We start from the raw sequence: 22,582 nt of genomic DNA, 5'->3' as shown, positions 1-22,582 counted from the left end.
CCCGGCTGCGGCCGGGCTGAAACACAAAAATAATTCGAGTGAAGTTATGAACATGCCAATTGCCAAAGCCGTGCTTGATCCTGTGCTGGACCCGCTGGAAACCGCCAGCATTGACGAACTCCGTCAGCACCAGCTGGAACGCCTGCGCTGGAGCCTCAACCACGCCTACAAAAACGTGCCGCTGTACCGTCAGCGCTTCGATGCGCTGGGCGTGCACCCGGATGACATCAAATCCCTGGAAGACCTGGCGAAGTTTCCGTTCACCACCAAATCCGACCTGCGCGACAACTATCCCTACGGCATGTTTGCCGTGCCGATGCAGGACGTGGTGCGCCTGCACGCGTCCAGCGGCACCACCGGCAAACCGACCGTCGTCGGTTACACGCAGAACGACATCGACACCTGGGCCAACGTGGTCGCGCGCTCGATCCGCGCAGCCGGTGGCCGACGTGGCGACAAAGTGCACATTTCCTATGGCTACGGCCTGTTCACCGGCGGTCTCGGCGCGCACTACGGCGCCGAACGCCTGGGTTGCACGGTGATTCCGATGTCCGGCGGGCAGACTGAAAAGCAAGTGCAACTGATCAAGGATTTCCAGCCGGACATCATCATGGTCACGCCGTCGTACATGCTCAACATCGCCGATGAAATCGAGCGTCAGGGCATCGACCCGCACAAACTGGCCCTGCGCCTGGGCATCTTCGGTGCCGAGCCGTGGACCGGCGAACTGCGCAGCGCCATCGAGAACCGTTTGGGCATCACCGCGCTGGACATCTACGGCCTCTCGGAAATCATGGGGCCGGGCGTCGCCATGGAATGCGCCGAAACCAAGGACGGCCCGACGATCTGGGAAGACCATTTCTACCCGGAAATCATCGACCCGGTCACCGGTGAAGTGCTGCCGGACGGGCAGATGGGCGAACTGGTGTTCACGTCCCTGAGCAAGGAAGCCTTGCCGATGATCCGCTACCGCTCCCGCGACCTGACGCGTTTGCTGCCGGGGACTGCGCGGCCGATGCGGCGGATCGACAAGATCACCGGGCGTAGCGATGACATGCTGATCATTCGCGGAGTTAACGTGTTTCCGACGCAGATCGAGGAGCAGGTGCTGAAAATCAAACAGCTTTCAGAGTGTTATGAGATTCATCTGTATCGCAACGGGAACCTGGACAGCGTGGATGTGCATGTCGAGTTGAAGGCTGAACACCAGCACTTGAGCGATGAGCAGCAGAAGGCTGTTTGTGGTGAGTTGAGCAAGCACATCAAGACGTATATCGGGATCAGTTCGCGAATTGTTTTGCAGCCTCTGCATTCGATCAAGCGCTCTGAGGGCAAGGCTTGTCACGTGATGGACAAACGCCCGAAAGCATGACTGCTGCACCCTTTAAGCCCCGCTTTTGCGGGGCTTTTTTTGGGGTGTGCGCGCACGAATTCTGTGGGAGCGGGCCTGCTCGCGAAGGCTTTACAGGCAACCCGATTCTCGCGGATGTACACGGTCCTTGTAGGAGCCGGCTTGCTGGCGATGGCTGTATGAGGGTGTACATATCCATTCCTGCGGTAACGGCGGCTATTGGTTTCGCCCTTACGGCGAGTCACTTGGAGAAGCGCCAAGTAACCAAGCGCTCTTGCCCCTTTCGTTCGGTGCCTCGCCATGGCTCGGCATGCCCTCGCTCCGGTCCTGCTCCGTGGGCCCGCCGCCATCGGCCATCCATGGCCGGGGGCGGCTAACCCGGCATCCATGCCGGGTTGCCCACTGCGCAGAACCTGCGCTCGGCCTCTCGAGGGGGCGTGTACCTCAAGATCAAAAGCTGAAGGCGAGCTAACGCTCGGCCTGATGAGTGGTGGAAATCAAAAGCGTATGGAATTCCCTGTAGGAGCCGGCTTGCCGGCGAAAAGCGTCTGGACGGCGCGTTCATTCAGACAGCACGCGTTATCGTTGACGACCATCGCTGCGATGCGGCGACCCGACAAGCCAGCTCCTACAGGGTCATGTGAACCACAACGAACGAGTCAGAGATTACGCGAGAGCGCTCTTGTGACGACGCGTCTGGCAGTGGCGCGCCTGTCCAGCATGTAGATGTGGTTATCCAGCTCAGGCACCAGTCGTGCTTTGCGCTTGTCGTCGAGCGTTCCCACTGTCATTAAATAGATCATCGGCAGCACGATCCCTCCCCACCACTGGCCGGACAGCAAAAAGATGAAAGGCCACGGGATCAACAGAACCGCCAAAATCCACCCGTTGGCGCGCATAGTCGGGATCAATTCCTGGTAGAGAAAATCACTCGATTCCAAGTCGAAACTGAGGGAAAGATTGTGATTGCGCAGAAGCACGGGGTACATGTCTTCCTTGTGTGAACTTCCGGCGTAGATCACGTAAACCTCATGACCTTTGCGTAAATGGAAATCTTCAAAAGCATATTCCAGACGGAGCTCATCGCCTCCCTTCGTTCTGATCCATACCACACGACGGCTCGGCGTATTGCTGATCACCACCCCATGCTCGATTTGAAAATGAATCCTGACCTTGCCGAAGGTGAAATCCTGCATGCCCACTCCTTGAAATTCCGTCACCAACGACGAGTCGCCCAGCCGGTAAGCGGCGGATGCTACTAAGACGCCATCAGGCTGTCCAGAAACCGGACTTGCCCCGTACGTCGAAAGCGATACAAAAAAACATACGACACGATATTTTGTGTTTGATATTAAATTCTGTATCGCTTATAAAGTTCTCCATGCCCTCGATCAGATTCAAGGCGGGAGACCCCCAATGTACGCACAGCTCGTAGAAACCGGCGTTAAGCGCATCAAGGACCTGTCGGAAATGTCCGAACAGGAACGCGCCTTCCAGGAAAAAATCGATTCAGAAATCAAGATCGAAGCGAAAAACTGGATGCCTGATGCCTATCGCCAGACCCTGATCCGGCAGATCTCGCAGCACGCCCACTCGGAAATCGTCGGCATGCTGCCCGAAGGCAACTGGGTCACCCGCGCGCCATCGCTCAAACGCAAACTGCAATTGATGGCCAAGATTCAGGACGAAGCCGGCCACGGCCTGTATCTGTACAGCGCCATGGAAACCCTCGGCGCCGACCGCGACGAAGAAATCGCCAAGCTGCACAGCGGCAAGGCCAAGTACTCGAGCATCTTCAACTACCCGACCCTGAACTGGGCCGACATGGGCGCCGTGGGCTGGCTGGTGGACGGCGCCGCGATCGTCAATCAGGTGGTGTTGCAGCGCACCTCATACGGCCCCTACTCCCGGGCCATGGTGCGCATCTGCAAGGAAGAAAGTTTCCACCAGCGCCAAGGCTACGAAATCCTTCTGACCATGATGCGCCACGGCAATCAGGCGCAAAAAGACATGGTCCAGGACGCGATCAACCGCCTGTGGTGGCCGTCCCTGATGATGTTCGGCCCGAGCGACGAGCACTCGCCGAACAGCGCCCAGTCCATGGCCTGGAAAATCAAGCGCCAGAGCAACGACGAACTGCGCCAGCGCTTCATCGACCAGACCATCCCGCAACTCGAATTGCTCGGTTGCACCTGCCCCGATCCGGACTTGAAGTGGAACGCCGAACGCGGCCATTACGACTTCGGTGAAATCCAGTGGAGCGAGTTCTACGAGGTGCTCAAGGGCAACGGCCCGTGCAACCAGGAACGCGTCGCCACCCGCCGCAAAGCCATTGAAGACGGCGCCTGGGTCCGCGAAGCCGCGGTTGCCCACGCCCGCAAAAAACAAAACAAGAACGCCGCCTGATTCGGCCACCTGATCTGGAGACACCGCCATGTCCGAATGGACCCTTTTCGAAGTCTTCGTGCGCAGCAAGCACGGCCTCAACCACAAACACGTCGGCAGCGTGCATGCCGCCGATACCACCATGGCCATCGAGAACGCGCGTGAGTTGTACACCCGTCGCAGCGAAGGCGTGAGCCTGTGGGTCGTGCCGTCGGCGCTGATCACCGCCTCGTCGCCGGATGAAAAAGACCCGCTGTTCGACCCGTCGGACGACAAGGTTTATCGCCATGCCAGCTTCTACGAGCTGCCGGCCGAAGTCGGGCACATGTGAGGTCGACCATGAATAACAACACCGATCTGATCGAATACCTGCTGCGCCTCGGCGACAGCGCCCTGATCCAGGGCCAGCGCCTGTGCCAATGGTGCGGCAAGGCGCCGGCGCTGGAAGAAGAACTGGCGCTGATGAACGTCGGCCTCGACCTCGTCGGCCAGGCGCGCAACTGGCTGGAATACGCCGCTGAACTGCTGGGCGACGAGCGCGATGCCGATCACCTGGCGTTCCGTCGCGACGAGCGCGCCTACCGCAACTTGCTGCTGGTGGAACAACCCAACGGCGATTACGCGGTGACCATCCTCAAGCAGTTCCTGTATGACGCTTGGCACCTGGAAGTGCTTAAAGGTTTGAGCCAGTCCAGCGATGAGCGCATCGCCGGGATCGCTGCCAAAGCCGTAAAGGAAGTCACCTATCACCTGCGCCGCTCCGGCGAGTGGGTCGAGCGTCTGGGCGACGGCACAGAGGAAAGCCACAAACGCATGCTCGCCGCGATCCCTGAGGTCTGGCGCTTTACCGTGGAACTGATCGCCGCCGATGACAGCGAACAGCGTCTGTGCGAAGCCGGCATCACCCCGGACATCGCCACCGTCGCCGCCGCATGGCAAGCCACAGTCAACGAGATTTTCGCCAGCGCCACCCTGCCGGTGCCTGCTGCGCCGAGCTATTTCTACCTGAATGCGCGCAAGGGTCTGCACACCGAACACCTCGGCATTCTGTTGGCCGAGATGCAATTCCTGCCTCGAGCGTACCCCGATGCAACCTGGTGAGCTGATCGCCAGCGACCTCGGCGCCCGGCCGGCCCAACCGACCGACCTGGCCGCCGCGTGGGCGACCCTGGCGCAGGTCATGGACCCGGAAGTGCCGGTGGTCAGCGTGGTCGACCTCGGCATCGTGCGCGATCTCGACTGGCAAGCCGGCCACTTGCACGTGGTGGTCACGCCGACCTACTCCGGCTGCCCCGCCACCGAGGTGATTGAAAGCGACATCCGCGATGCGCTGGAGCTTGCCGGCTTCAGGGCACCGCAACTGGAACGCAAATTGACCCCGGCGTGGACCACCGACTGGATCACCGACATCGGCCGCGAACGCCTGCGCGCTTACGGCATCGCGCCGCCCGACGGCAGCACCAGCAAACGCAGCCTGCTCGGCGAAAGCCCGGTGATCGTCTGCCCGCAATGCGGCAGTGCGCACACCGAAGTGCTCAGCGAGTTCGGTTCCACCGCGTGTAAGGCGCTGTACCGCTGCGTCGATTGCCGCGAGCCGTTCGACTATTTCAAGTGCATCTGAGCGGCGATCGGCCGTCCCAGCTGGAGAACAATAATGAGCAAATTTCACAGCCTGACCATCAAGGACGTGCGCGCCGAAACCCGTGACGCGGTGTCCATCGCTTTCGATATTCCGCAGCACCTGCAAGACAGTTTTCACTTCACCCAGGGCCAGCACCTGGTGATGCGCACGCAGATGGATGGCGAAGAAGTGCGTCGTTCGTATTCGATCTGCACCGGCGTCAATGACGGCGAACTGCGCGTCGCGATCAAGCGTGTGGCCGGCGGGCGTTTCTCCGCATTCGCCAATGAGCAGCTCAAGGCCGGGCACAGCCTGGAAGTGATGCCGCCGGCCGGGCACTTCTGCGTCGAGCTCGACCCACAACGCCACGGTAATTACCTGGCCGTGGCGGCGGGCAGCGGCATCACGCCGATTCTGTCGATCATCAAGACCACCCTGCAAACCGAACCGCACAGCCGCGTCACGCTGCTGTATGGCAACCGTTCAAGTTCCGGCGCGCTGTTCCGTGAACAGCTCGAAGATCTGAAAAACCGCTACTTGCAGCGTCTGAACCTGATCTTCGTGTTCAGTCGCGAGCAGCAGGATGTCGACCTGTACAACGGCCGGATCAACGCCGAGAAATGCGAGCAACTGTTCTCCCGCTGGCTCGATGTCAAAGCCCTCGACGCCGCATTCATTTGTGGCCCGCAGGAGATGACCGAAACCGTGTGCGACAGCCTCAAGGCCAAGGGCATGGCATCGGAGCGCATCCATTTCGAACTGTTCGCCGCCGCTGGCAGCCAGCAGAAACGCGAGGCTCGTGAGGCTGCACGGCAAGTTGATGCGGCGGTCAGCCAGATCACCGTTATCAGCGACGGCCGAGCGCTGGCATTCGACCTGCCGCGCAACAGCCAGAGCATCCTCGATGCCGGCAACGCCCAGGGCGCCGAGCTGCCTTACTCGTGCAAGGCCGGCGTGTGTTCGACGTGCAAATGCAAGGTCATCGAAGGCGAAGTGGAAATGGACAGCAACCACGCCCTGGAAGACTACGAAGTGGCTGCCGGTTACGTGTTGTCGTGCCAGGCATATCCGGTCAGCGACAAAGTCATCCTGGATTTCGACCAACTCTGAAGATCACCACAACCCTTGTAGGAGCCGGCTTGCCGGCGATGAGGTCCGTTAAATCACCGCGAACTTCAGACCGTCATCGCTGGCAAGCCAGCTCCTACAGGTTTCGTGTACTGCCTGCCGGAATCCGGTTTCTGTAGGAGCCGGCTTGCTGGCGATGGCGGTCTGATATTCACCGGTGATCTCAAGCGACTCATCGCCAGCAAGCCGGCTCCTACAGAAAACCGGTTCCAGCAGGCATTACGCCGAAACACCACGTTTCACCCCACAACAAAAACAACAGAGAGCGTGCCATGACACCCACAGACGTAGAACTCATCCGCCAGCACCCCGATTTCATCCAGCTGGTTCGTCGCAAACAAAACCTGTACTGGCCTCTGTCGCTGATCATGCTGGTGATCTATTTCGGCTTCGTGTTGCTGGTGGCGTTCTCTCCCGCCACCCTCGGCCAGTCCTTGAGCGGCGGCGTGACCTCGGTGGGCATGCTGGTAGGTGTGGTGATCGTGGTGTTGGCCTTCGCGCTGACCGGTTTCTACGTCTATCGCGCCAACAACGTGATTGATCCGCTCAACGAAAAGCTGAAACAGGAGTGCGCCCGATGAGCCGGCTCCTGGCGTTGTTCCTGTTGCCGCTGGCAGCGGTCACCGACTTCGCGGTCGCCGCCGACGGCGCGTCCCGCCCACTGAACTGGAACGCCATCGGCATGTTCCTGGTGTTCGTGCTGTTCACCCTCGGCGTCACGCGTTGGGCCGCATTGCGCACCCGCTCCGCCAGCGATTTCTACACCGCCGGCGGTGGCATGACCGGCTTCCAGAACGGCCTGGCGATTGCCGGCGACATGATCTCGGCGGCGTCCTTCCTCGGCATCTCGGCGATGATGTTTCTCAATGGCTACGACGGCTTGCTCTACGCGCTGGGCGTGTTGGCGGGCTGGCCGATCATCCTGTTCCTGATCGCTGAGCGCCTGCGCAACCTCGGCAAATACACGTTCGCCGACGTGGTCTCTTATCGCCTGGAACAAACCCCGGTGCGCCTGACCTCGGCGTTCGGCACCCTGACCGTCGCGTTGATGTACCTGGTGGCGCAGATGGTCGGTGCCGGCAAGCTGATCGAGTTGCTGTTCGGCATCGACTACCTCTACGCGGTGATGCTGGTCGGTGTGTTGATGGTGTTCTACGTGACCTTCGGCGGCATGCTCGCCACCACGTGGGTGCAGATCATCAAAGCGGTGATGCTGCTATTCGGCACCACGTTCATGGCGTTCATGGTGCTCAAGCATTTCGGTTTCAGCACCGAAGCGATGTTCGCCGGCGCCACGGCCGTGCACGCCAAGGGCAGCGCGATCATGGCGCCCGGTGGCTTGCTGTCGAACCCGATCGATGCGATCTCGCTGGGGCTGGGCATGATGTTCGGCACCGCCGGCCTGCCGCATATCCTGATGCGTTTCTTCACCGTCAGCGATGCCAAGGAAGCGCGTAAAAGCGTGTTCTACGCCACCGGTTTCATCGGCTACTTCTACTTGCTGCTGATCATCGTCGGCTTCGGCGCCATCGTCATGGTCGGCACCGATCCTGCGTTCCGCGATGCCAACGGCGCGATCATCGGCGGCGGCAACATGATCGCCGTGCACCTGGCGCAAGCCGTGGGCGGCAACCTGTTCCTCGGCTTCATCTCGGCAGTCGCGTTCGCCACCATTCTGGCGGTGGTCGCAGGTTTGGCGTTGTCCGGCGCCTCGGCGGTGTCCCACGATCTGTATGCCTGCGTGATGCGCAAAGGACAGGCCACCGAGCAGCAGGAAATCCGCGTCTCGCGCATTGCCACGCTGTGCATCGGCGTGCTGGCGATCATCCTCGGCCTGCTGTTCGAATCGCAGAACATTGCGTTCCTTTCCGGCCTGGTGCTGGCCATCGCTGCGTCGGTGAATTTCCCGGTGCTGTTCCTTTCGATGTACTGGAAAGGCCTGACCACTCGCGGCGCGGTCACCGGCAGCCTGACGGGGCTGGTCTCGGCGATTGTCCTGCTAGTGCTGAGCCCGGCGGTGTGGGTCAACGTGTTGCATCACGACAAGGCGCTGTTCCCGTACTCCAACCCGGCGCTGTTTTCCATGAGCCTCGCGTTTTTCAGTGCCTGGCTGTTTTCGGTCACCGACACCTCGCCGCGAGCGGCCCTTGAGCGCGGCCGCTACCTGGCGCAGTTCATCCGTTCGATGACCGGCATCGGTGCCTCCGGCGCCAGCAAGCACTAATCACGACCGACTGATGGCAGGGAATAAAAACAATGAAGCCCGCACGTTCTGCACCTTACGAATCACTGTTTTCGCTGGCCGCCGCATTGAGCCTGCCCATGGTCGCCCCCAGCGCCATGGCCGACTTTATCGATGACAGCAAGGCCCGCATTGAAATGCGCAATCACTACATCAATCGCGATTTCCGCCAGGACAACGCGGCGCAATCCAAGGCTGAAGAATGGGCGCAGGGTTTCACCGCGCGCATCGAGTCCGGGTTCACCGACGGCACTTTAGGCTTCGGTCTCGATGCGTTGGGGGAGCTGGGATTGAAACTCGACTCCAGCCCGGATCGCCGTGGCACCGGGCTGCTGCCCTTCGGTCCGAAAAGCCATGAACCGGCGGACGAGTTCAGCGAGCTGGGGTTGACCGGCAAGCTGCGGGTGTCGAAAAGCGTGTTGAAGCTCGGCACCCTGCAACCCCTGCTGCCGGTGGCGACTTACAACGACACCCGCCTGCTCGGTTCGACCTTTGAAGGCGGCTTGCTGACCAGCCAGGAAATCAGTGGCCTGACGCTGAATACCGGGCGCCTGACCAAGGCCAACCTGCGGGATTCCTCCAGCAACGATGACATCGGTTACGGCGCTGCCAGCAGTGATCACTTCGACTTTGCCGGTGGCAGCTACGCGTTCAGTCCGCAACTGAACCTGAGCTACTACTACGGCAAGCTCGATCAGATTTATCGCCAGCAATTTGTCGGGTTGGTGCATACCCAGCCCCTGGGCAACGGTTTCAATCTGCGCAGCGACTTGCGCTATTTCGACAGCCGGGGCGACGGCGCCGAGCGCGCCGGACGGATCGACAACCGCAACTTCAACAGCATGTTCACCGTGTCCCACGGTGCCCATAAAGTCAGTGCCACGTACCAGCAGTTGTCCGGCGACAGTGCCTTTCCGTTCCTCAACGGCGGCGATCCGTACGTGGTCAACCTGGTGACCTTCAACACCTACACCCGCGCCGACGAAGACTCCTGGCAGTTGCGTTACGACTACGACTTCGCGGCGCAAGGCATTCCCGGCCTGACCTTCATGACCCGCTACACCGACGGTCGCCACGTCAAGGCCGGCACCGTCGACAACGGCCGTGAGCGCGAGCGCGACACCGACATCAGTTACGTCATCCAGAGCGGCGTGTTCAAGGACGTCAGCCTGCGCTGGCGCAACGTGACCTTCCGCTCCGGCAATGGCCTGAACACCGCCCTCGATGAAAACCGGCTGATCGTCGGTTACACCGTGGCGCTTTGGTAATCCCTGAAGGGCGCGGTTGCCGCCGCGCCAACACCTTTCACAACCTGGAGGAATCGTGATGTCTCACGCCCCTACCCTGCAAAGTTTCATCGCCGGTCGCTGGATCGGCCAACACGGTGCCCAGGTGCTGCGCAGCGCCATCGACGGCCACGAGATTGCACGCACCCACGAGGAACGCCCGGACTTCGCCGAAGCCGTCGAGCACGGTCGTCGCCAAGGCATCAGCGGCTTGATGGCGCTGGACTTCCAGCAACGAGCGCAACGTCTCAAGGCATTGGCCTTGTACCTGAGCGAGCGCAAGGAGCAGCTCTACGCGATCTCCCACCACAGCGGCGCCACCCGCGCCGACAGCTGGATCGATATCGAGGGCGGCAACAGCACGCTGTTCACCTACGCCAGCCTCGGTTCGCGGGAACTGCCGTCGGGCAACATCGTCCACGAAGGCCCGGCGATGCAGCTGAGCAAGCTCGGCACCTTCGCCGGCACGCACATTCTGGTGCCGCGCGGTGGTCTGGCGGTGCACATCAATGCGTTCAACTTTCCGATCTGGGGCATGCTGGAAAAATTCGCGCCGAGCTTTCTCGCTGGCATGCCGTGCATTGTCAAACCGGCCAGCGCCACCAGCTACCTGACCGAAGCCGTGGTGCGGCTGATGGACGAATCCGGCTTGCTGCCGGCGGGCAGCCTGCAACTGATCATCGGCAGCACCGGTGACTTGCTCGACCGTCTGCAAGGCCAGGACGTGGTGACGTTCACCGGTTCCGCCGACACCGCAGCCAAGCTGCGGGTCAATCCGAACCTGATCCGCAACTCGGTGCCGTTCAACGCCGAAGCCGACTCGCTGAACTGCGCGATCCTCGCCCCGGACGTGACCCCGGACGACGAAGAGTTCGAGCTGTTCATCAAGGAAGTCGCACGGGAAATGACCACCAAGGCCGGGCAGAAATGCACCGCCATCCGCCGGGCGATTGTGCCGGCCAAACACATCGATGCTGTCGCGACCCGTTTGCGCGACCGCCTGAAGAAAGTCGTGGTCGGCGACCCGTCGGTGGAAGGCGTGCGCATGGGGGCACTGGCCTCTCACGATCAGCAAAAAGACGTCGCCGAGCGCCTGGAAAGCCTGCTGCAAAGCAGCGACATGCTGTTTGGCGCTCGCGACGGTTTTGAACCGCGTGGCGAAAACGTCAGCCAGGGGGCGTTCTTCGCGCCGACCCTGTTGCAGGCCCGCGACCCGCACGCTGACGGCGGCGCGCACGACATCGAAGCGTTCGGCCCGGTCAGCACGCTGATGGCCTACGACGACCTCGACGAAGCACTGGCCCTGGCCGCACGCGGCAAAGGCAGCCTGGTGGCGAGTCTGATCACCAAGGATCCGCAGATCGCCGCCAAAGCCATCCCCGTCGCGGCGGCCTGGCACGGTCGCTTGCTGGTGCTGGACCGCGAATCCGCCGCCGAATCCACCGGCCACGGCTCGCCGCTGCCACAACTCAAGCATGGCGGGCCGGGTCGTGCCGGCGGCGGTGAAGAGCTCGGTGGTCTGCGCGCGGTGAAACACTACCTGCAACGCGCCGCCGTGCAAGGCTCGCCGACCATGCTCGCCGCCGTCACCGGTGAATACGTGCGCGGTGCCAAGGTCATCGAGACCGACGTGCATCCGTTCCGCCGGTTCTTCCAGGATCTGCAGATCGGCGAGTCGCTGCTGACCCACCGTCGCACCGTGACCGAGGCCGATCTGGTGAACTTCGGTTGCCTGTCCGGCGATCACTTCTACATGCACTTCGACGAGATCGCCGCCAAGGAATCGCAATTCGGCAAACGCATCGCCCATGGTTACTTCGTGCTGTCGGCGGCGGCCGGTCTGTTCGTCTCCCCGGCACCGGGCCCGGTGCTGGCCAACTACGGCCTGGATACGTTGCGCTTCATCAACCCGGTGGGCATCGGCGACACCATCCAGGCGCGCCTGACCTGCAAACGCAAAATCGATCAGGGCAAAAAGAGCCCGCAGGGCATTCCGCAGGGCGTGGTGGCGTGGGACGTGGAAGTCACCAACCAGCTGGGTGAACTGGTCGCCAGTTACGACATCCTCACCTTGGTCGTCAAACGCGAGGATTAACACAGTCTTGTAGGAGCTGGCTTGCCGGCTCCTATAAGGGCTTTGCGTGAACGCCCGTCTCAACGTTCACACCGATCCACTGTAGGAGCCGGCTTGCCGGCGATGACATCCGCATGATCGATACACATCCCAAGGCCCCATCGCCAGCAAGCCGGCTCCTACAAGGGTTTTGTGTGAACGCCAGTTTCAGCGTTCACACCGACCCACTGTAGGAGCTGGCTTGCCGGCGATGACGGCCGCATGATCGATGCAAATCCAAGGGCCTCATCGCCGGCAAGCCGGCTCCTACAAGGGTTTTGTGTGAACGCCAGTCTCAATGTCCACACCGACCCACTGTAGGAGCCGGCTTGCCGGCGATGGCGTCCGCATGATCGATACACATCCCAAGGCCTCATCGCCGGCAAGCCGGCTCCTACAAGGGCTTTGCGTGAACGCCCGTCTCAACGTTCACACCGACCCACTGTAGGAGCTGGCTTGCCGGCGATGGCGTCCGCATGATCGATACAAATCCAAAGGCCCCATCGCCAGCAAGCCGGCTCCTACAAGGGTTTTGTGTGAACGCCAGTCTCAATGTCCACACCGACCCACTGTAGGAGCTGGCTTGCTGGCGATGACGGCCACATGATCGATACACATCCCAAGGCCCCATCGCCAGCAAGCCGGCTCCTACAAGGGTTTTGTGTGAACGCCAGATTCAACGTTCACACCGATCCACTGTAGGAGCCGGCTTGCTGGCGATGGCGTCCGCATGATCGATGCACATCCCAAGGCCTCATCGCCGGCAAGCCGGCTCCTACAAGGGTTTTGCCAGTGACAGTGCGTTTATTGCCTTCTTCAAGGACATGACCGGCATCACCCCTGGCCACTGGCGAAAATGAGCACCTGACGATCGGCAGCAGAAATTAATTGCGACCAAATATTACATGCGTCATATTACGCACGTAATTAAACGCCGATTCCCACAGGTAATCCTCCATGACCAGCATGCCCAGCCTTGAACCCGACGTTGCCGTTGCGGTGAGCACACCCAAGTCTCCCCTGCTCAAGCGCCTGATCCTGCTGACGCTGGCCATTGCTGCCCTGGTATTTGCAGGCCTTTACGCCGCCCATTGGTGGACCGCCGGGCGTTTCATCGAAGAAACCGACGACGCCTACATTGGCGGCGACGTGACGGTGATCGGGCCGAAAGTCGCGGGTTACATCGAAGAAGTGCTGGTCAGCGACAACCAGAAAGTGAAGGCCGGCGATGTGTTGATCCGCCTCGACTCCCGTGACTACCGCGCCAACCTGGCCAAGGCCGAAGGCGCGGTGGCCGCGCAAGAAGCCTTGTTGGCCAACCTCGACGCCACCGAACAACTGCAACACGCGGTGATCGGTCAGGCCCGCGCAGGAATCGATGCCACCGGCGCTGAAACGGCCCGCTCGCGGGACGACAATGCACGCTACAAACGCCTGGTGGGCAGCAACGCCGTCTCCGTGGAAAGTGCGCAACGGGCCGACGCCACCTTCAAGACCGCCCAGGCGTTGAGCGCTCGAGCCCAGGCTGAATTGCTGGCCGCGCAACGCCAATTGAACGTGATCGACACTCAGAAACAGCAAGCACGTGCCGCGCTGATGCAATCCAGGGCCGAACGAGACCTGGCGCAATTGAACGTCGGTTACACCGAGTTGCGCGCGCCGATGGATGGCGTGATCGGCAATCGCCGGGCGCGGGTCGGTGCCTATGCGCAGGCCGGTTCGCAGCAGTTGTCGGTGGTGCCGGCCAGCGGGCTGTGGGTCGATGCCAACTTCAAGGAAGACCAACTGGCGCACATGACACCGGGCCAACCGGTGATCATTCACGCCGACGTGCTCTCGGGGCAGGTATTCCACGGTCACCTCGACAGCCTCGCGCCGGCCAGTGGTTCTCAGTTCAGCGTGTTGCCACCGGAAAACGCCACCGGCAACTTCACCAAAATCGTGCAGCGAGTGCCGGTGCGGATCGTGCTCGATCCTGCCGACGGCGTACTCGGGCATCTGCGTCCGGGCCTGTCGGTGACCGCTGAAGTCGATACGCGCAAGGAGCCTGAAACGCCTGCCGTGGCCAGCGCACCATGAGCCGCGCCCTCGCCGTCCCCGCGCAGCCGTTCAACGCCGCCAGCATGGCGACGGCGACCAAGGTGTTCGCCTTCGCCACTATGTGCATCGGCATGTTCATCGCCCTGCTGGATATCCAGATCGTCTCGGCCTCGTTGCGCGATATCGGCGGTGGGTTGTCGGCGGGCACTGACGAAACGGCGTGGGTGCAGACCAGCTACCTGATCGCCGAGATCATCGTGATTCCGCTGTCCGGCTGGCTCTCCCGCGTGTTCTCGACCCGCTGGCTGTTCTGCGCATCCGCAGTGGGTTTCACCCTGGCCAGCCTGCTCTGCGGCGCGGCCTGGAACATTCAGAGCATGATCGCCTTCCGCGCCCTGCAAGGCTTTCTTGGCGGCTCGATGATCCCGCTGGTGTTCACCACGGCGTTCTTTTTCTTCACCGGCAAACAACGGGTGATCGCCGCCGCGACCATCGGTGCAGTGGCGTCATTGGCGCCGACGTTGGGGCCGGTGATCGGTGGTTTCATTACCGACGTTTCCTCCTGGCACTGGCTGTTCTACATCAACCTGGTGCCAGGGATTTTCGTCGCGGTGGCGGTGCCGATGCTGGTGAAAATCGATCAGCCGGAACTGTCGCTGCTCAAGGGCGCCGACTACCTGAGCATGGTGTTTCTGGCGCTGTTTCTCGGCTGCCTGGAATACACCCTCGAAGAAGGCCCGCGCTGGAACTGGTTCAGTGACCGCACGATTCTGACCACCGCATGGATCAGCGGCCTGGCGGGCCTGGCGTTCATCGGCCGGACCTTGCACGTGGCCAACCCGATCGTCGATTTGCGCGCCCTCAAAGACCGCAACTTCGCCCTCGGCTGCTTCTTCTCGTTTGTCACCGGGATCGGCCTGTTTGCCACGATTTACCTGACGCCGCTGTTTCTCGGCCGGGTGCGGGGTTATGGCGCGCTGGACATTGGTCTGGCGGTTTTCTCCACCGGGGTGTTCCAGATCATGGCGATTCCGCTGTATGCCTTTCTGGCCAACCGCATCGATCTGCGCTGGATCATGATGACCGGCCTCGGGTTGTTCGCTTTGTCGATGTGGGATTTCAGCCCGATCACCCATGACTGGGGAGGCAAGGAGTTGATGCTGCCGCAAGCGCTGCGCGGGATTGCCCAGCAATTGGCGGTGCCACCGGCGGTCACCTTGACCCTCGGCGGTCTGGCGCCGGCGCGACTCAAACACGCTTCCGGGCTGTTCAACCTGATGCGCAACCTGGGCGGAGCCATTGGCATCGCGGCCTGCGCGACCATCCTCAATGACCGCACCAACCTGCACTTCACACGATTGGCGGAGAACCTCAACAGCACCAACGAAGCCCTGAATCAATGGTTGTCACAAGTCGGCAACAACTTTGCCACGCTCGGCCAAAGCGGTGACGCGGGTGTCACCGCCAGCCTGCACCAGTTATGGCTGCTGACCTACCGCGAAGCGCAGACGCAAACCTACGGCGATGCGTTTCTGATGATCATGGTCTGCTTCATCATCGCCACGGCGATGGTGCCCTTGATGCGCAAGGTGCAACCACCGGCCGCGCCGAGTGCGGATGCTCATTGAGCAAAACCGGTTAAAACGCCAAAGGCCAACGTTTGGCGCACGCGATGGCAATGGTCATGACGAACGGGACCATGAAGAAACCTTTGACTGAATCGGGAAGTTGCCGTCCAGACACTTTTTTAATCACATACAGGACGAAAAATGTGATCGCCCCCACGGTGAGGGACCAGGCAAATATCGAGAGTCCTTCAATCCATTGAGAAAGCTGAGAAAGCTCCATTTTCATTCCATTCTTGAGACTTGATCAGCGCCTAGTATCCCAGACGGCACAGGTTTGTGGTCAAGCCCTGATGCTGCGCCGCGGGGTTGACGTCCTTGATGCGCAAGGCACAACCACCGACCGCGGCGTATTCAGCCAAGGCTTCAGGCTTGAGGCGTTTTACGGAAACCTACGGCCAGACGGTTCCAGCTGTTGATGGTGGAAATTGCCACGCTCAGGTCGACCATTTCCTTGGGGCTGAACTGCGCAGCGACCACTTCGTAGTCTTCGTCCGGTGCGTGGGTCAGGCTCAGTTGAGTCAGGGACTCGGTCCAGAGCAACGCAGCTCGTTCGCGCTCGGTGAAGAGCGGCGCCTCGCGCCAGGCGGTCACGGCAAACAGGCGACGCGGGGTTTCGCCGCCCTTGATCGCATCGGCGGTGTGCATGTCGATGCAGAAGGCGCAGCCGTTGATTTGCGATGCACGCAGCTTGACCAGTTCGATCAGGGTCTTTTCCAGCGGCAGCTTCGAAACGGCGGTTTCCAGGGCGATCATGGCTTTCAGGGCATCAGGGGACGCGGTATAGAAATCGATACGGGCTTTCATGGCAGGCTCCAGGAGCAAGTGGGGGTGGAGCTAAGTTAGTCCCGCAGGCCGACTGCTGGAATATCCAATTTCTCAGAAGTCGAGGAGACCACCGCCCCCCTTGTAGGAGCCGGCTTGCTGGCGATGCGGGCAACTCGGAGCAAATTGATGAGCGAGGTGATGCTATCGCCAGCAAGCCGGCTCCCACAAAGAGCGAAAAAATAGTCTGTCGGGCTGATTGCCAGCACTCGGTCCTCGCCACTAGAATGCGATCAATTCTTAATTGCAATCAGGCCAGGACGCCCGAAACGAGTATCTGTCCCCCATGTCGTCAGCCGACCAGCCTTTGAACCAGCAAATCCATACCCTCTACAGCGAACACCACGGTTGGCTTCAGGGATGGCTGCAGCGAAAACTCGGCAATCGCTGCGACGCGGCGGACCTGGCCCACGATACGTTCCTGCGTTTGTTGACCCGGCAAGTCGTCAAGCCCTGGGGCAGCGAGCCCCGGGCACTGCTGACGCACATCGCCAAGGGTCTGGTGATTGATCGCTGGCGTCGACAGGACATCGAACGCGCTTATCTGGAGACCATTGCCCACCTGCCAGCCGCCGAGGTGCCGTCACCGGAAACCCGCCTGCTGATTCTCGAAACCCTGATGCGCATCGAAGCGCTGCTGCGCGAATTGCCGGCCATCACTCGCGAAACCTTTCTGCTGTCACAGATCGAAGGGCTGACCTACAACCAGATCGCCGCACGCCTGAATGTGTCGCTGATCACCGTCAAACGGCACATGCGCACTGCGTTCATTGCCTGCCTGAGTGTCGCCTGATGAATTCGTCGATGATCAACCCGCACATTCTCGGCGAAGCCGCCGACTGGCTGGTGCAGTTGCATTCAGGCAGCGCGACGCCATCCGACCATCACGCCATTGCCCAATGGCGCAATCGCAGTGCCGAGCATGCGCTGGCCTGGCAACGGGCCGAAGCGCTGCTCGGAGAATTTCGCAGCGTGCCGGCCAACCTGGCCATCCAGACCCTGCAGCGAGCGGCACGCAAGGATGGTCTGAGCCGCCGCCAGACCCTCACGCGTATTGGCTTGCTGCTGATGGCCGGCCCCTTGGGCATCGCCTCGCAACACGTGTCCTGGCAACAATGGACCGCCGATCAGCGCACGGCAGTGGGCGAACAGAAAAACCTGCAACTGCCCGATGGCAGTCAGGTGCTGCTCAACACCGAAAGTGCGGTGGACATTGCCTTTACCCCGCGCGAACGCCGAGTGGTGTTGCTGGATGGCGAAGTGTTGATCAGCACCGCCAAGGACCCCGGCGCCCGGCCCTTTATCGTCGAAACCCCGCAAGGCATCGCACGTGCACTGGGTACGCGGTTTTGCGTGCGCATCACTGGCTCGCGAAGCCAGGTGTCGGTGCTCGAAGGGCTGGTGGAGGTCACGCCGCAGTTGCTCCAGCAGAGCACGACCCTCAAGGCCGGTGAGCGCCAGAGCTTCAAGCTCAATCGCCTCGACCCGCTCGAACCTTTCGACACCAGCGCCCTGGCCTGGGACAAGGGCATGTTGCTGGCGAGCAATATGCGCCTGGACGAACTGCTCGGCGAATTGAGCCGCTATCGCCCCGGCGTGTTGCGTTGTCATGCGGATGTCGCGGGGTTGAGGGTGTCGGGGGCGTTTTCCCTGCGTGACACCGATGCCAGCCTGCGTCTGCTCAGCGATACGCTGCCGCTGAAAATCAGCAGCCTGACCCGCTACTGGCTGTCGGTCGAGCCGCGGGCCTGAGTGCGCTGAAAACTATTTCACAATCCCCTGATACCTTTCCGCGTTTCGTTCGGTGTGTGGATAGACCTCTTCAATTCCACGCGCTCGACAGGAACGCCGAATGACTTCAACACCGCTGCACCGCCCCGCCGATTTTCCGCTCAAGGCCCTGAGCCTGAGCATTGCCCTGGTCTTTATCGCGTTGCTGCCGATCAACAGCCATGCCGCTGACACCGTCAGCGAAAGTGCCAGCCGCAACGTCGACATCGGGCCTGGATTGCTCAGCCATACCCTGGCGCAATTCGCCGTGGCGGTCGGCGTACCGTTGTCGTTCGATCCGGCGCAACTGGGCAATCGCCAGAGTCCGGGATTGCAAGGCAACTACAGCGTGCAATCGGGCTTCGCGCAATTGCTTGAGGGCAGCGGTTTCGAGTTGATCAGCACGGGCGGAAACGGTTACACCGTGGCGCCGCGAGTCGCCGCCAACGGTGCGCTGGAGCTGGGCGCCACCAGCGTCAGCGCCCTGCGCGACGACAACGCGGACACCTACGGTGGCGGTCAGGTCGCCAAGGTTGCGCAGATCGGCATGCTCGGTAACCAGGCCTTGAAAGACCTGCCCTTCAGCGTCACCAGTTACACCGCCAAAACCATCGCCGACCAGCAAGCGCAGACCGTGGGCGATGTGTTGCTCAACGACGCTTCGGTGCGGCAGTCCGCCGGCTTTGGCAACTTCTCCCAAGTGTTCATGATCCGCGGTTTGCCGCTGCTGTCCGATGACATTTCCTATAACGGTCTTTACGGCATCCTGCCCCGACAGATCATCGCCACCGAAGCGCTGGAACGGGTCGAGTTGTTCAAGGGACCGAATGCATTTGTGAATGGTGTTACGCCCAGCGGCAGCGGGATTGGCGGTGGCGTCAACCTGCAACCCAAGCGCGCCGGCGATGTGCCGACCCGCAGCGTCACCCTCGATTACAGCGCCGATGGCCGGGTCGGCGGGCATCTGGACCTGGGCCAGCGCTTTGGCGAAGACAACCGCTTCGGCGCCCGGGTCAACCTGATGCAACGCGAAGGCGACACCGCCGTCGACGATGAAGACCAGCGCTCGTCGCTGATCAGCGTGGGCCTGGACTATCGCGGCGATCGTCTGCGCGTGTCGACGGACCTGGGTTACCAAAAACAGGTGATCAACCAGGGCCGCTCGGTGGTCTACGTGGATTCGGCATTGCAGAAAGTACCCAAGGTGCCGGACGCCAACGCCGGTTACGCGCAGAGCTGGAGCTACTCGCAGCTGGAAGACACCTTCGGCATGGCCCGCGCCGAATATGACCTCAGCGACAACTGGACCGCCTATGTCTCCGGCGGTGCCAAACACACCCGGGAAAACGGCGTGTATTCGTCGCTGACCGTCACCGACCTCAACGGCAACGCCCGGGGCGGCATGCTTTACCCGCCTCACGATGAGGACAACAAAAGCCTGATGGCCGGCCTCAATGGCCACTTGAACACCGGGCCAATCAGCCATCAGCTCAACCTCGGTCTGGCGGGCATCTGGGGCCAGCAGCGCTCGGCATTCGAAACCATTGCCACCGCCGGACGCTACAGCACCAACCTCTATGACGTCACCGATAAACCGCGTCCACGGGCCACTTCCTTCGGCAGCGACATTCACGATCCGCGCATCGTTGGCAAGAACACCCTGCGCAGCGCGGCGGTGTCCGACACCCTGGGCTTCATTGATGATCGCGTCTTGCTCACCCTTGGCGTACGGCGCCAGACGCTCAACGTCGACGGCTGGAGCACCACCACCGGCGCGCGCACTTCAAGCTATGAAGAGTCGATCACGACACCGGTCTATGGCCTGGTGATCAAACCGTGGGAACACGTTTCGTTCTACGCCAACCGCATCGAAGGCCTGGCCAAGGGCCCGACGCCGCCGACCAGCGCGATCAACCGCGACGAAACCTTCGCCCCGGTGCGCAGCAAGCAAATCGAAGCCGGTGTGCGCCTGGACATGGACACCTATGGCGCAAGCCTGGGCGTGTACCGCATCGAACAACCGTCGAGCTACACGCAGAACGGGATCTTCCGGGTCGATGGCGAGCAGCAAAACAAAGGCGTGGAGTTGAACGTCTATGGCGAGCCGCTTGATGGCCTGCGCCTGCTGAGCGGCGCGACGCTGATGAAGACCGAAATCGAAGGCAGCACCAATGGGGTCAACGACGGCAACCGCGCTGTCGGTGTACCGCGTTTTCAACTCAACGTCGGGGCGGATTGGGACGTGCCAGGAATTGAAGGCGCGGCGCTCAGTGCGCGGATGTTGCGCACTGGCGGGCAATACCTGAACGCCTCCAACACCCAGAGCATTCCGGCGTGGAACCGCTTTGATGTGGGGTCGCGGTATGCCTTCAAGATGGACGATAAGGAAATCACCTTGCGCGCCAATCTGGAGAACGTGGCGAACAAGGCGTATTGGGCCTCGGCGAATGGCGGGTACCTGACGCAGGGGACACCGCGGACGTTGAAGGTGTCGGCGACGCTGGATTTCTGATTTTTTGTGGCGAATGGCCGCTTCGCGGTTCGCGGGCAAGCCTCGCTCCTACAGGTACGACTCAATCCCCTGTAGGAGCGAGGCTTGCCCGCGAACCGCAAAGCGGCCATCCAACACCAACCGCTAAGCCCGACTGCGTAACCACTGCAAAAACCCCTTCTTCTCCACCACTTTCGGCGTTTCCTGGGTCAACGTCTTTGCCTTGTGCAAACGGAAATCCAGCAACGCCTTCATCGCTTCGCCGATGTCATGCCGCGCATCCAGACACGGTTTGAGGTAATCCTTTTCGATCCGGTACAGGCTGCAAGCGGTCTTGGCGGTGAAGTCCGCCGGAAGCGCCGTGTCCGACAAGATCCCGCCCTCGCCGATCACCTCGCCCGGCCCCATGCGCCCGGACTCGAACTTGCCCCCGGCGCGGCTCAGCGCCACCGAGACCACGCCGGATTCGATGATGAACAGATGATCGCTGACCTCCCCCGCCGGCAGGATCATTTCCCCGGCACGGAAGTTTTGCAGGGTCATGTGCTGGCTGAAGGTTTCCTTCTCTTCCTGACGCAAAGTCGAGAAGATCGCCGAGCTTTCCAGCAACGCCCGTGGCCGCGACAGGTTCACCGGTGCATTCGATTCGACGCTGGACAACAGGCTCACGCCCGACGCTTGCAAGTGCCGGAACGCCAGATCGAACAGCAGATTGCGCACCATGCGTTTCTGGTCCATCGAAACCACGAAGCCGCTGATTTCGTATTCCACGCCGGTGGCGCTCGAACCTTTGAGCGCGACACACGGTGCCGGCTTGGCCAGCAGGTATCGGCACCCCTCCATCGCCCGTTCCAGCGCATCGATCACCGTTTGCGGACGTGCGTGCGGGCTCAACTGCAAGCTGATCGAAACGCCGAAAATGTCGCTCGGCCGGCTGAAGTTGATGATCTTGGCCTTGGCCGCCAGCGAGTTGGGGATCACCGCCATGCTGCCCTGGGACGTTTGCAGGCGCGTGGCGCGCCAATCGATGTCGATGACCCGACCTTCGGTGCCGTCGATGGAGATCCAGTCATCCAGTTGATAGGGTTTGGTGGTGTTGAGGACGATCCCAGAGAACACGTCGCTGAGGGTGCTTTGCAACGCCAGGCCGACGATGATCGCCAACGCGCCGGACGTCGCCAGCACGCCTTTGACCGGCAGGTCGAGCACGTACGCCAGGGCCGCGATGACCGCGATCAGGAAAATCACCGCGCCCAGCAAATCCTGGAGCAGACGACCGGTGTGCCCGACCCGTTGCATCATCCCTGCGCCGATCAACACCGTCAGGGTGCGCGCGCCGAACAGCCACCAGCCAATCTGCAAACCGGTCGCCGCCAGGTGCAACGGCACGTTGTCCGCCCAGGGCGCGGGCTCCAGAGGGTTCAGGCCTTCGTTGAACAACAGGATGCTGAACAACGTGAAAATCAGCAGCCGCACCAACAGTTTCCAGTTGCTGCCACTGGCACTGATCAAGCGCCACAGTCCCAGATCGATGATGATCAGGATCAGGGCACAGACCAGCGGATGATTGGTAAGCAGTGACAGCATCAAGCAACTCCAGCCATGTACGGATTGGCACAGTGTAGGAGCAAACGCAGGCTTGAGAACAACACAAAACACTGTAGGAGCCGGCTTGCCGGCGATGGCGGTTTCAAGATCGCCATCG

19 protein-coding genes are annotated in these 22,582 nt (G+C 61.3%); 15 read left to right on the top strand and 4 right to left on the bottom strand.

Features of this window, described 5'->3' with window-relative positions:
• Nucleotides 1-46 precede the first annotated feature (46 nt).
• Entirely contained in the window at nt 47-1,372 is a 1,326-nt protein-coding gene (gene paaK / locus ACYZUC_RS29455) for a phenylacetate--CoA ligase PaaK (protein ID WP_461992149.1), read from the top strand.
• A 638-nt stretch (nt 1,373-2,010) separates the two neighbouring features.
• Here the strand turns inward: paaK and ACYZUC_RS29450 are convergent.
• On the bottom strand, nt 2,011-2,547 hold the full coding sequence (locus tag ACYZUC_RS29450) for a hypothetical protein (RefSeq protein WP_461992147.1): 537 nt from the start codon (nt 2,545-2,547) through the stop codon (nt 2,011-2,013).
• A 220-nt stretch (nt 2,548-2,767) separates the two neighbouring features.
• Between ACYZUC_RS29450 and paaA the strand changes: the two genes are divergently transcribed.
• From paaA to ACYZUC_RS29395, 11 genes are all read left to right on the top strand, one after another.
• Entirely contained in the window at nt 2,768-3,757 is a 990-nt protein-coding gene (gene paaA, locus ACYZUC_RS29445; RefSeq protein ID WP_008032385.1) for a 1,2-phenylacetyl-CoA epoxidase subunit PaaA, read from the top strand.
• A 28-nt stretch (nt 3,758-3,785) separates the two neighbouring features.
• Nucleotides 3,786-4,067, top strand: coding sequence for a 1,2-phenylacetyl-CoA epoxidase subunit PaaB (gene paaB / locus ACYZUC_RS29440; RefSeq protein WP_007943393.1), 282 nt, complete (start codon nt 3,786-3,788; stop codon nt 4,065-4,067).
• Nucleotides 4,068-4,075: 8 nt separating this feature from the next.
• Nucleotides 4,076-4,837, top strand: coding sequence for a 1,2-phenylacetyl-CoA epoxidase subunit PaaC (gene paaC / locus ACYZUC_RS29435; protein ID WP_461992144.1), 762 nt, complete (start codon nt 4,076-4,078; stop codon nt 4,835-4,837).
• Complete coding sequence (gene paaD, locus ACYZUC_RS29430; protein WP_008032381.1) at nt 4,824-5,357, top strand: 1,2-phenylacetyl-CoA epoxidase subunit PaaD; 534 nt, start codon at nt 4,824-4,826, stop codon at nt 5,355-5,357. The genes paaC and paaD overlap by 14 nt, the downstream gene beginning before the upstream one ends.
• 33 nt (nt 5,358-5,390) lie before the next feature.
• The gene (gene paaE, locus ACYZUC_RS29425; RefSeq protein ID WP_461992142.1) at nt 5,391-6,467 is read left to right on the top strand and encodes a 1,2-phenylacetyl-CoA epoxidase subunit PaaE; all 1,077 of its coding nucleotides are present in this window, start codon (nt 5,391-5,393) and stop codon (nt 6,465-6,467) included.
• Nucleotides 6,468-6,757: 290 nt separating this feature from the next.
• Nucleotides 6,758-7,066, top strand: a complete 309-nt coding sequence (locus ACYZUC_RS29420; protein ID WP_461992141.1) for a DUF485 domain-containing protein — start codon at nt 6,758-6,760, stop codon at nt 7,064-7,066.
• Nucleotides 7,063-8,709, top strand: a complete 1,647-nt coding sequence (locus tag ACYZUC_RS29415; RefSeq protein ID WP_461992140.1) for a cation acetate symporter — start codon at nt 7,063-7,065, stop codon at nt 8,707-8,709. Before ACYZUC_RS29420 ends, ACYZUC_RS29415 begins: the two co-directional genes overlap by 4 nt.
• Nucleotides 8,710-8,741: 32 nt before the next feature.
• Nucleotides 8,742-9,995 (top strand): OprD family porin, encoded by a 1,254-nt coding sequence (locus tag ACYZUC_RS29410; protein ID WP_461992139.1) that lies wholly within the window; start codon nt 8,742-8,744, stop codon nt 9,993-9,995.
• A 58-nt stretch (nt 9,996-10,053) separates the two neighbouring features.
• On the top strand, nt 10,054-12,108 hold the full coding sequence (gene paaZ / locus ACYZUC_RS29405) for a phenylacetic acid degradation bifunctional protein PaaZ (RefSeq protein WP_461992137.1): 2,055 nt from the start codon (nt 10,054-10,056) through the stop codon (nt 12,106-12,108).
• A gap of 975 nt (nt 12,109-13,083) precedes the next feature.
• Nucleotides 13,084-14,205: an HlyD family secretion protein gene (locus ACYZUC_RS29400; protein ID WP_461992135.1), complete on the top strand. Its 1,122-nt coding sequence runs from the start codon at nt 13,084-13,086 to the stop codon at nt 14,203-14,205.
• On the top strand, nt 14,202-15,794 hold the full coding sequence (locus ACYZUC_RS29395) for a DHA2 family efflux MFS transporter permease subunit (RefSeq protein WP_461992133.1): 1,593 nt from the start codon (nt 14,202-14,204) through the stop codon (nt 15,792-15,794). The genes ACYZUC_RS29400 and ACYZUC_RS29395 overlap by 4 nt, the downstream gene beginning before the upstream one ends.
• Before the next feature lie 10 nt (nt 15,795-15,804).
• Here the strand turns inward: ACYZUC_RS29395 and ACYZUC_RS29390 are convergent, their stop codons facing one another.
• Together ACYZUC_RS29390 and ACYZUC_RS29385 are read right to left on the bottom strand one after the other, a co-directional pair.
• Nucleotides 15,805-16,014, bottom strand: coding sequence for a hypothetical protein (locus tag ACYZUC_RS29390; protein WP_461992131.1), 210 nt, complete (start codon nt 16,012-16,014; stop codon nt 15,805-15,807).
• 143 nt (nt 16,015-16,157) lie between these two features.
• Nucleotides 16,158-16,598: a carboxymuconolactone decarboxylase family protein gene (locus ACYZUC_RS29385; RefSeq protein ID WP_461992130.1), complete on the bottom strand. Its 441-nt coding sequence runs from the start codon at nt 16,596-16,598 to the stop codon at nt 16,158-16,160.
• Nucleotides 16,599-16,902: 304 nt separating this feature from the next.
• Here ACYZUC_RS29385 and ACYZUC_RS29380 point away from each other — a divergent pair, with 304 nt between their 5' ends.
• The 3 genes from ACYZUC_RS29380 (at nt 16,903) to ACYZUC_RS29370 (ending at nt 20,898) form a co-directional block, all read left to right on the top strand.
• Complete coding sequence (locus tag ACYZUC_RS29380) at nt 16,903-17,409, top strand: sigma-70 family RNA polymerase sigma factor (protein ID WP_008040017.1); 507 nt, start codon at nt 16,903-16,905, stop codon at nt 17,407-17,409.
• Nucleotides 17,409-18,368, top strand: coding sequence for a FecR domain-containing protein (locus ACYZUC_RS29375; protein ID WP_192228890.1), 960 nt, complete (start codon nt 17,409-17,411; stop codon nt 18,366-18,368). Before ACYZUC_RS29380 ends, ACYZUC_RS29375 begins: the two co-directional genes overlap by 1 nt.
• Before the next feature lie 100 nt (nt 18,369-18,468).
• Nucleotides 18,469-20,898, top strand: a complete 2,430-nt coding sequence (locus tag ACYZUC_RS29370) for a TonB-dependent siderophore receptor (RefSeq protein ID WP_461992127.1) — start codon at nt 18,469-18,471, stop codon at nt 20,896-20,898.
• Nucleotides 20,899-21,021: 123 nt separating this feature from the next.
• Here ACYZUC_RS29370 and ACYZUC_RS29365 read toward each other — a convergent pair whose 3' ends face one another.
• Nucleotides 21,022-22,464 (bottom strand): mechanosensitive ion channel domain-containing protein, encoded by a 1,443-nt coding sequence (locus tag ACYZUC_RS29365; protein WP_461992125.1) that lies wholly within the window; start codon nt 22,462-22,464, stop codon nt 21,022-21,024.
• Between the last annotated feature and the right edge of the window lie 118 nt (nt 22,465-22,582).

The sequence above is a fragment of the Pseudomonas sp. GT1P32 genome (assembly GCF_054897805.1).
This window is presented reverse-complemented; position numbering and strand designations above follow the sequence as displayed.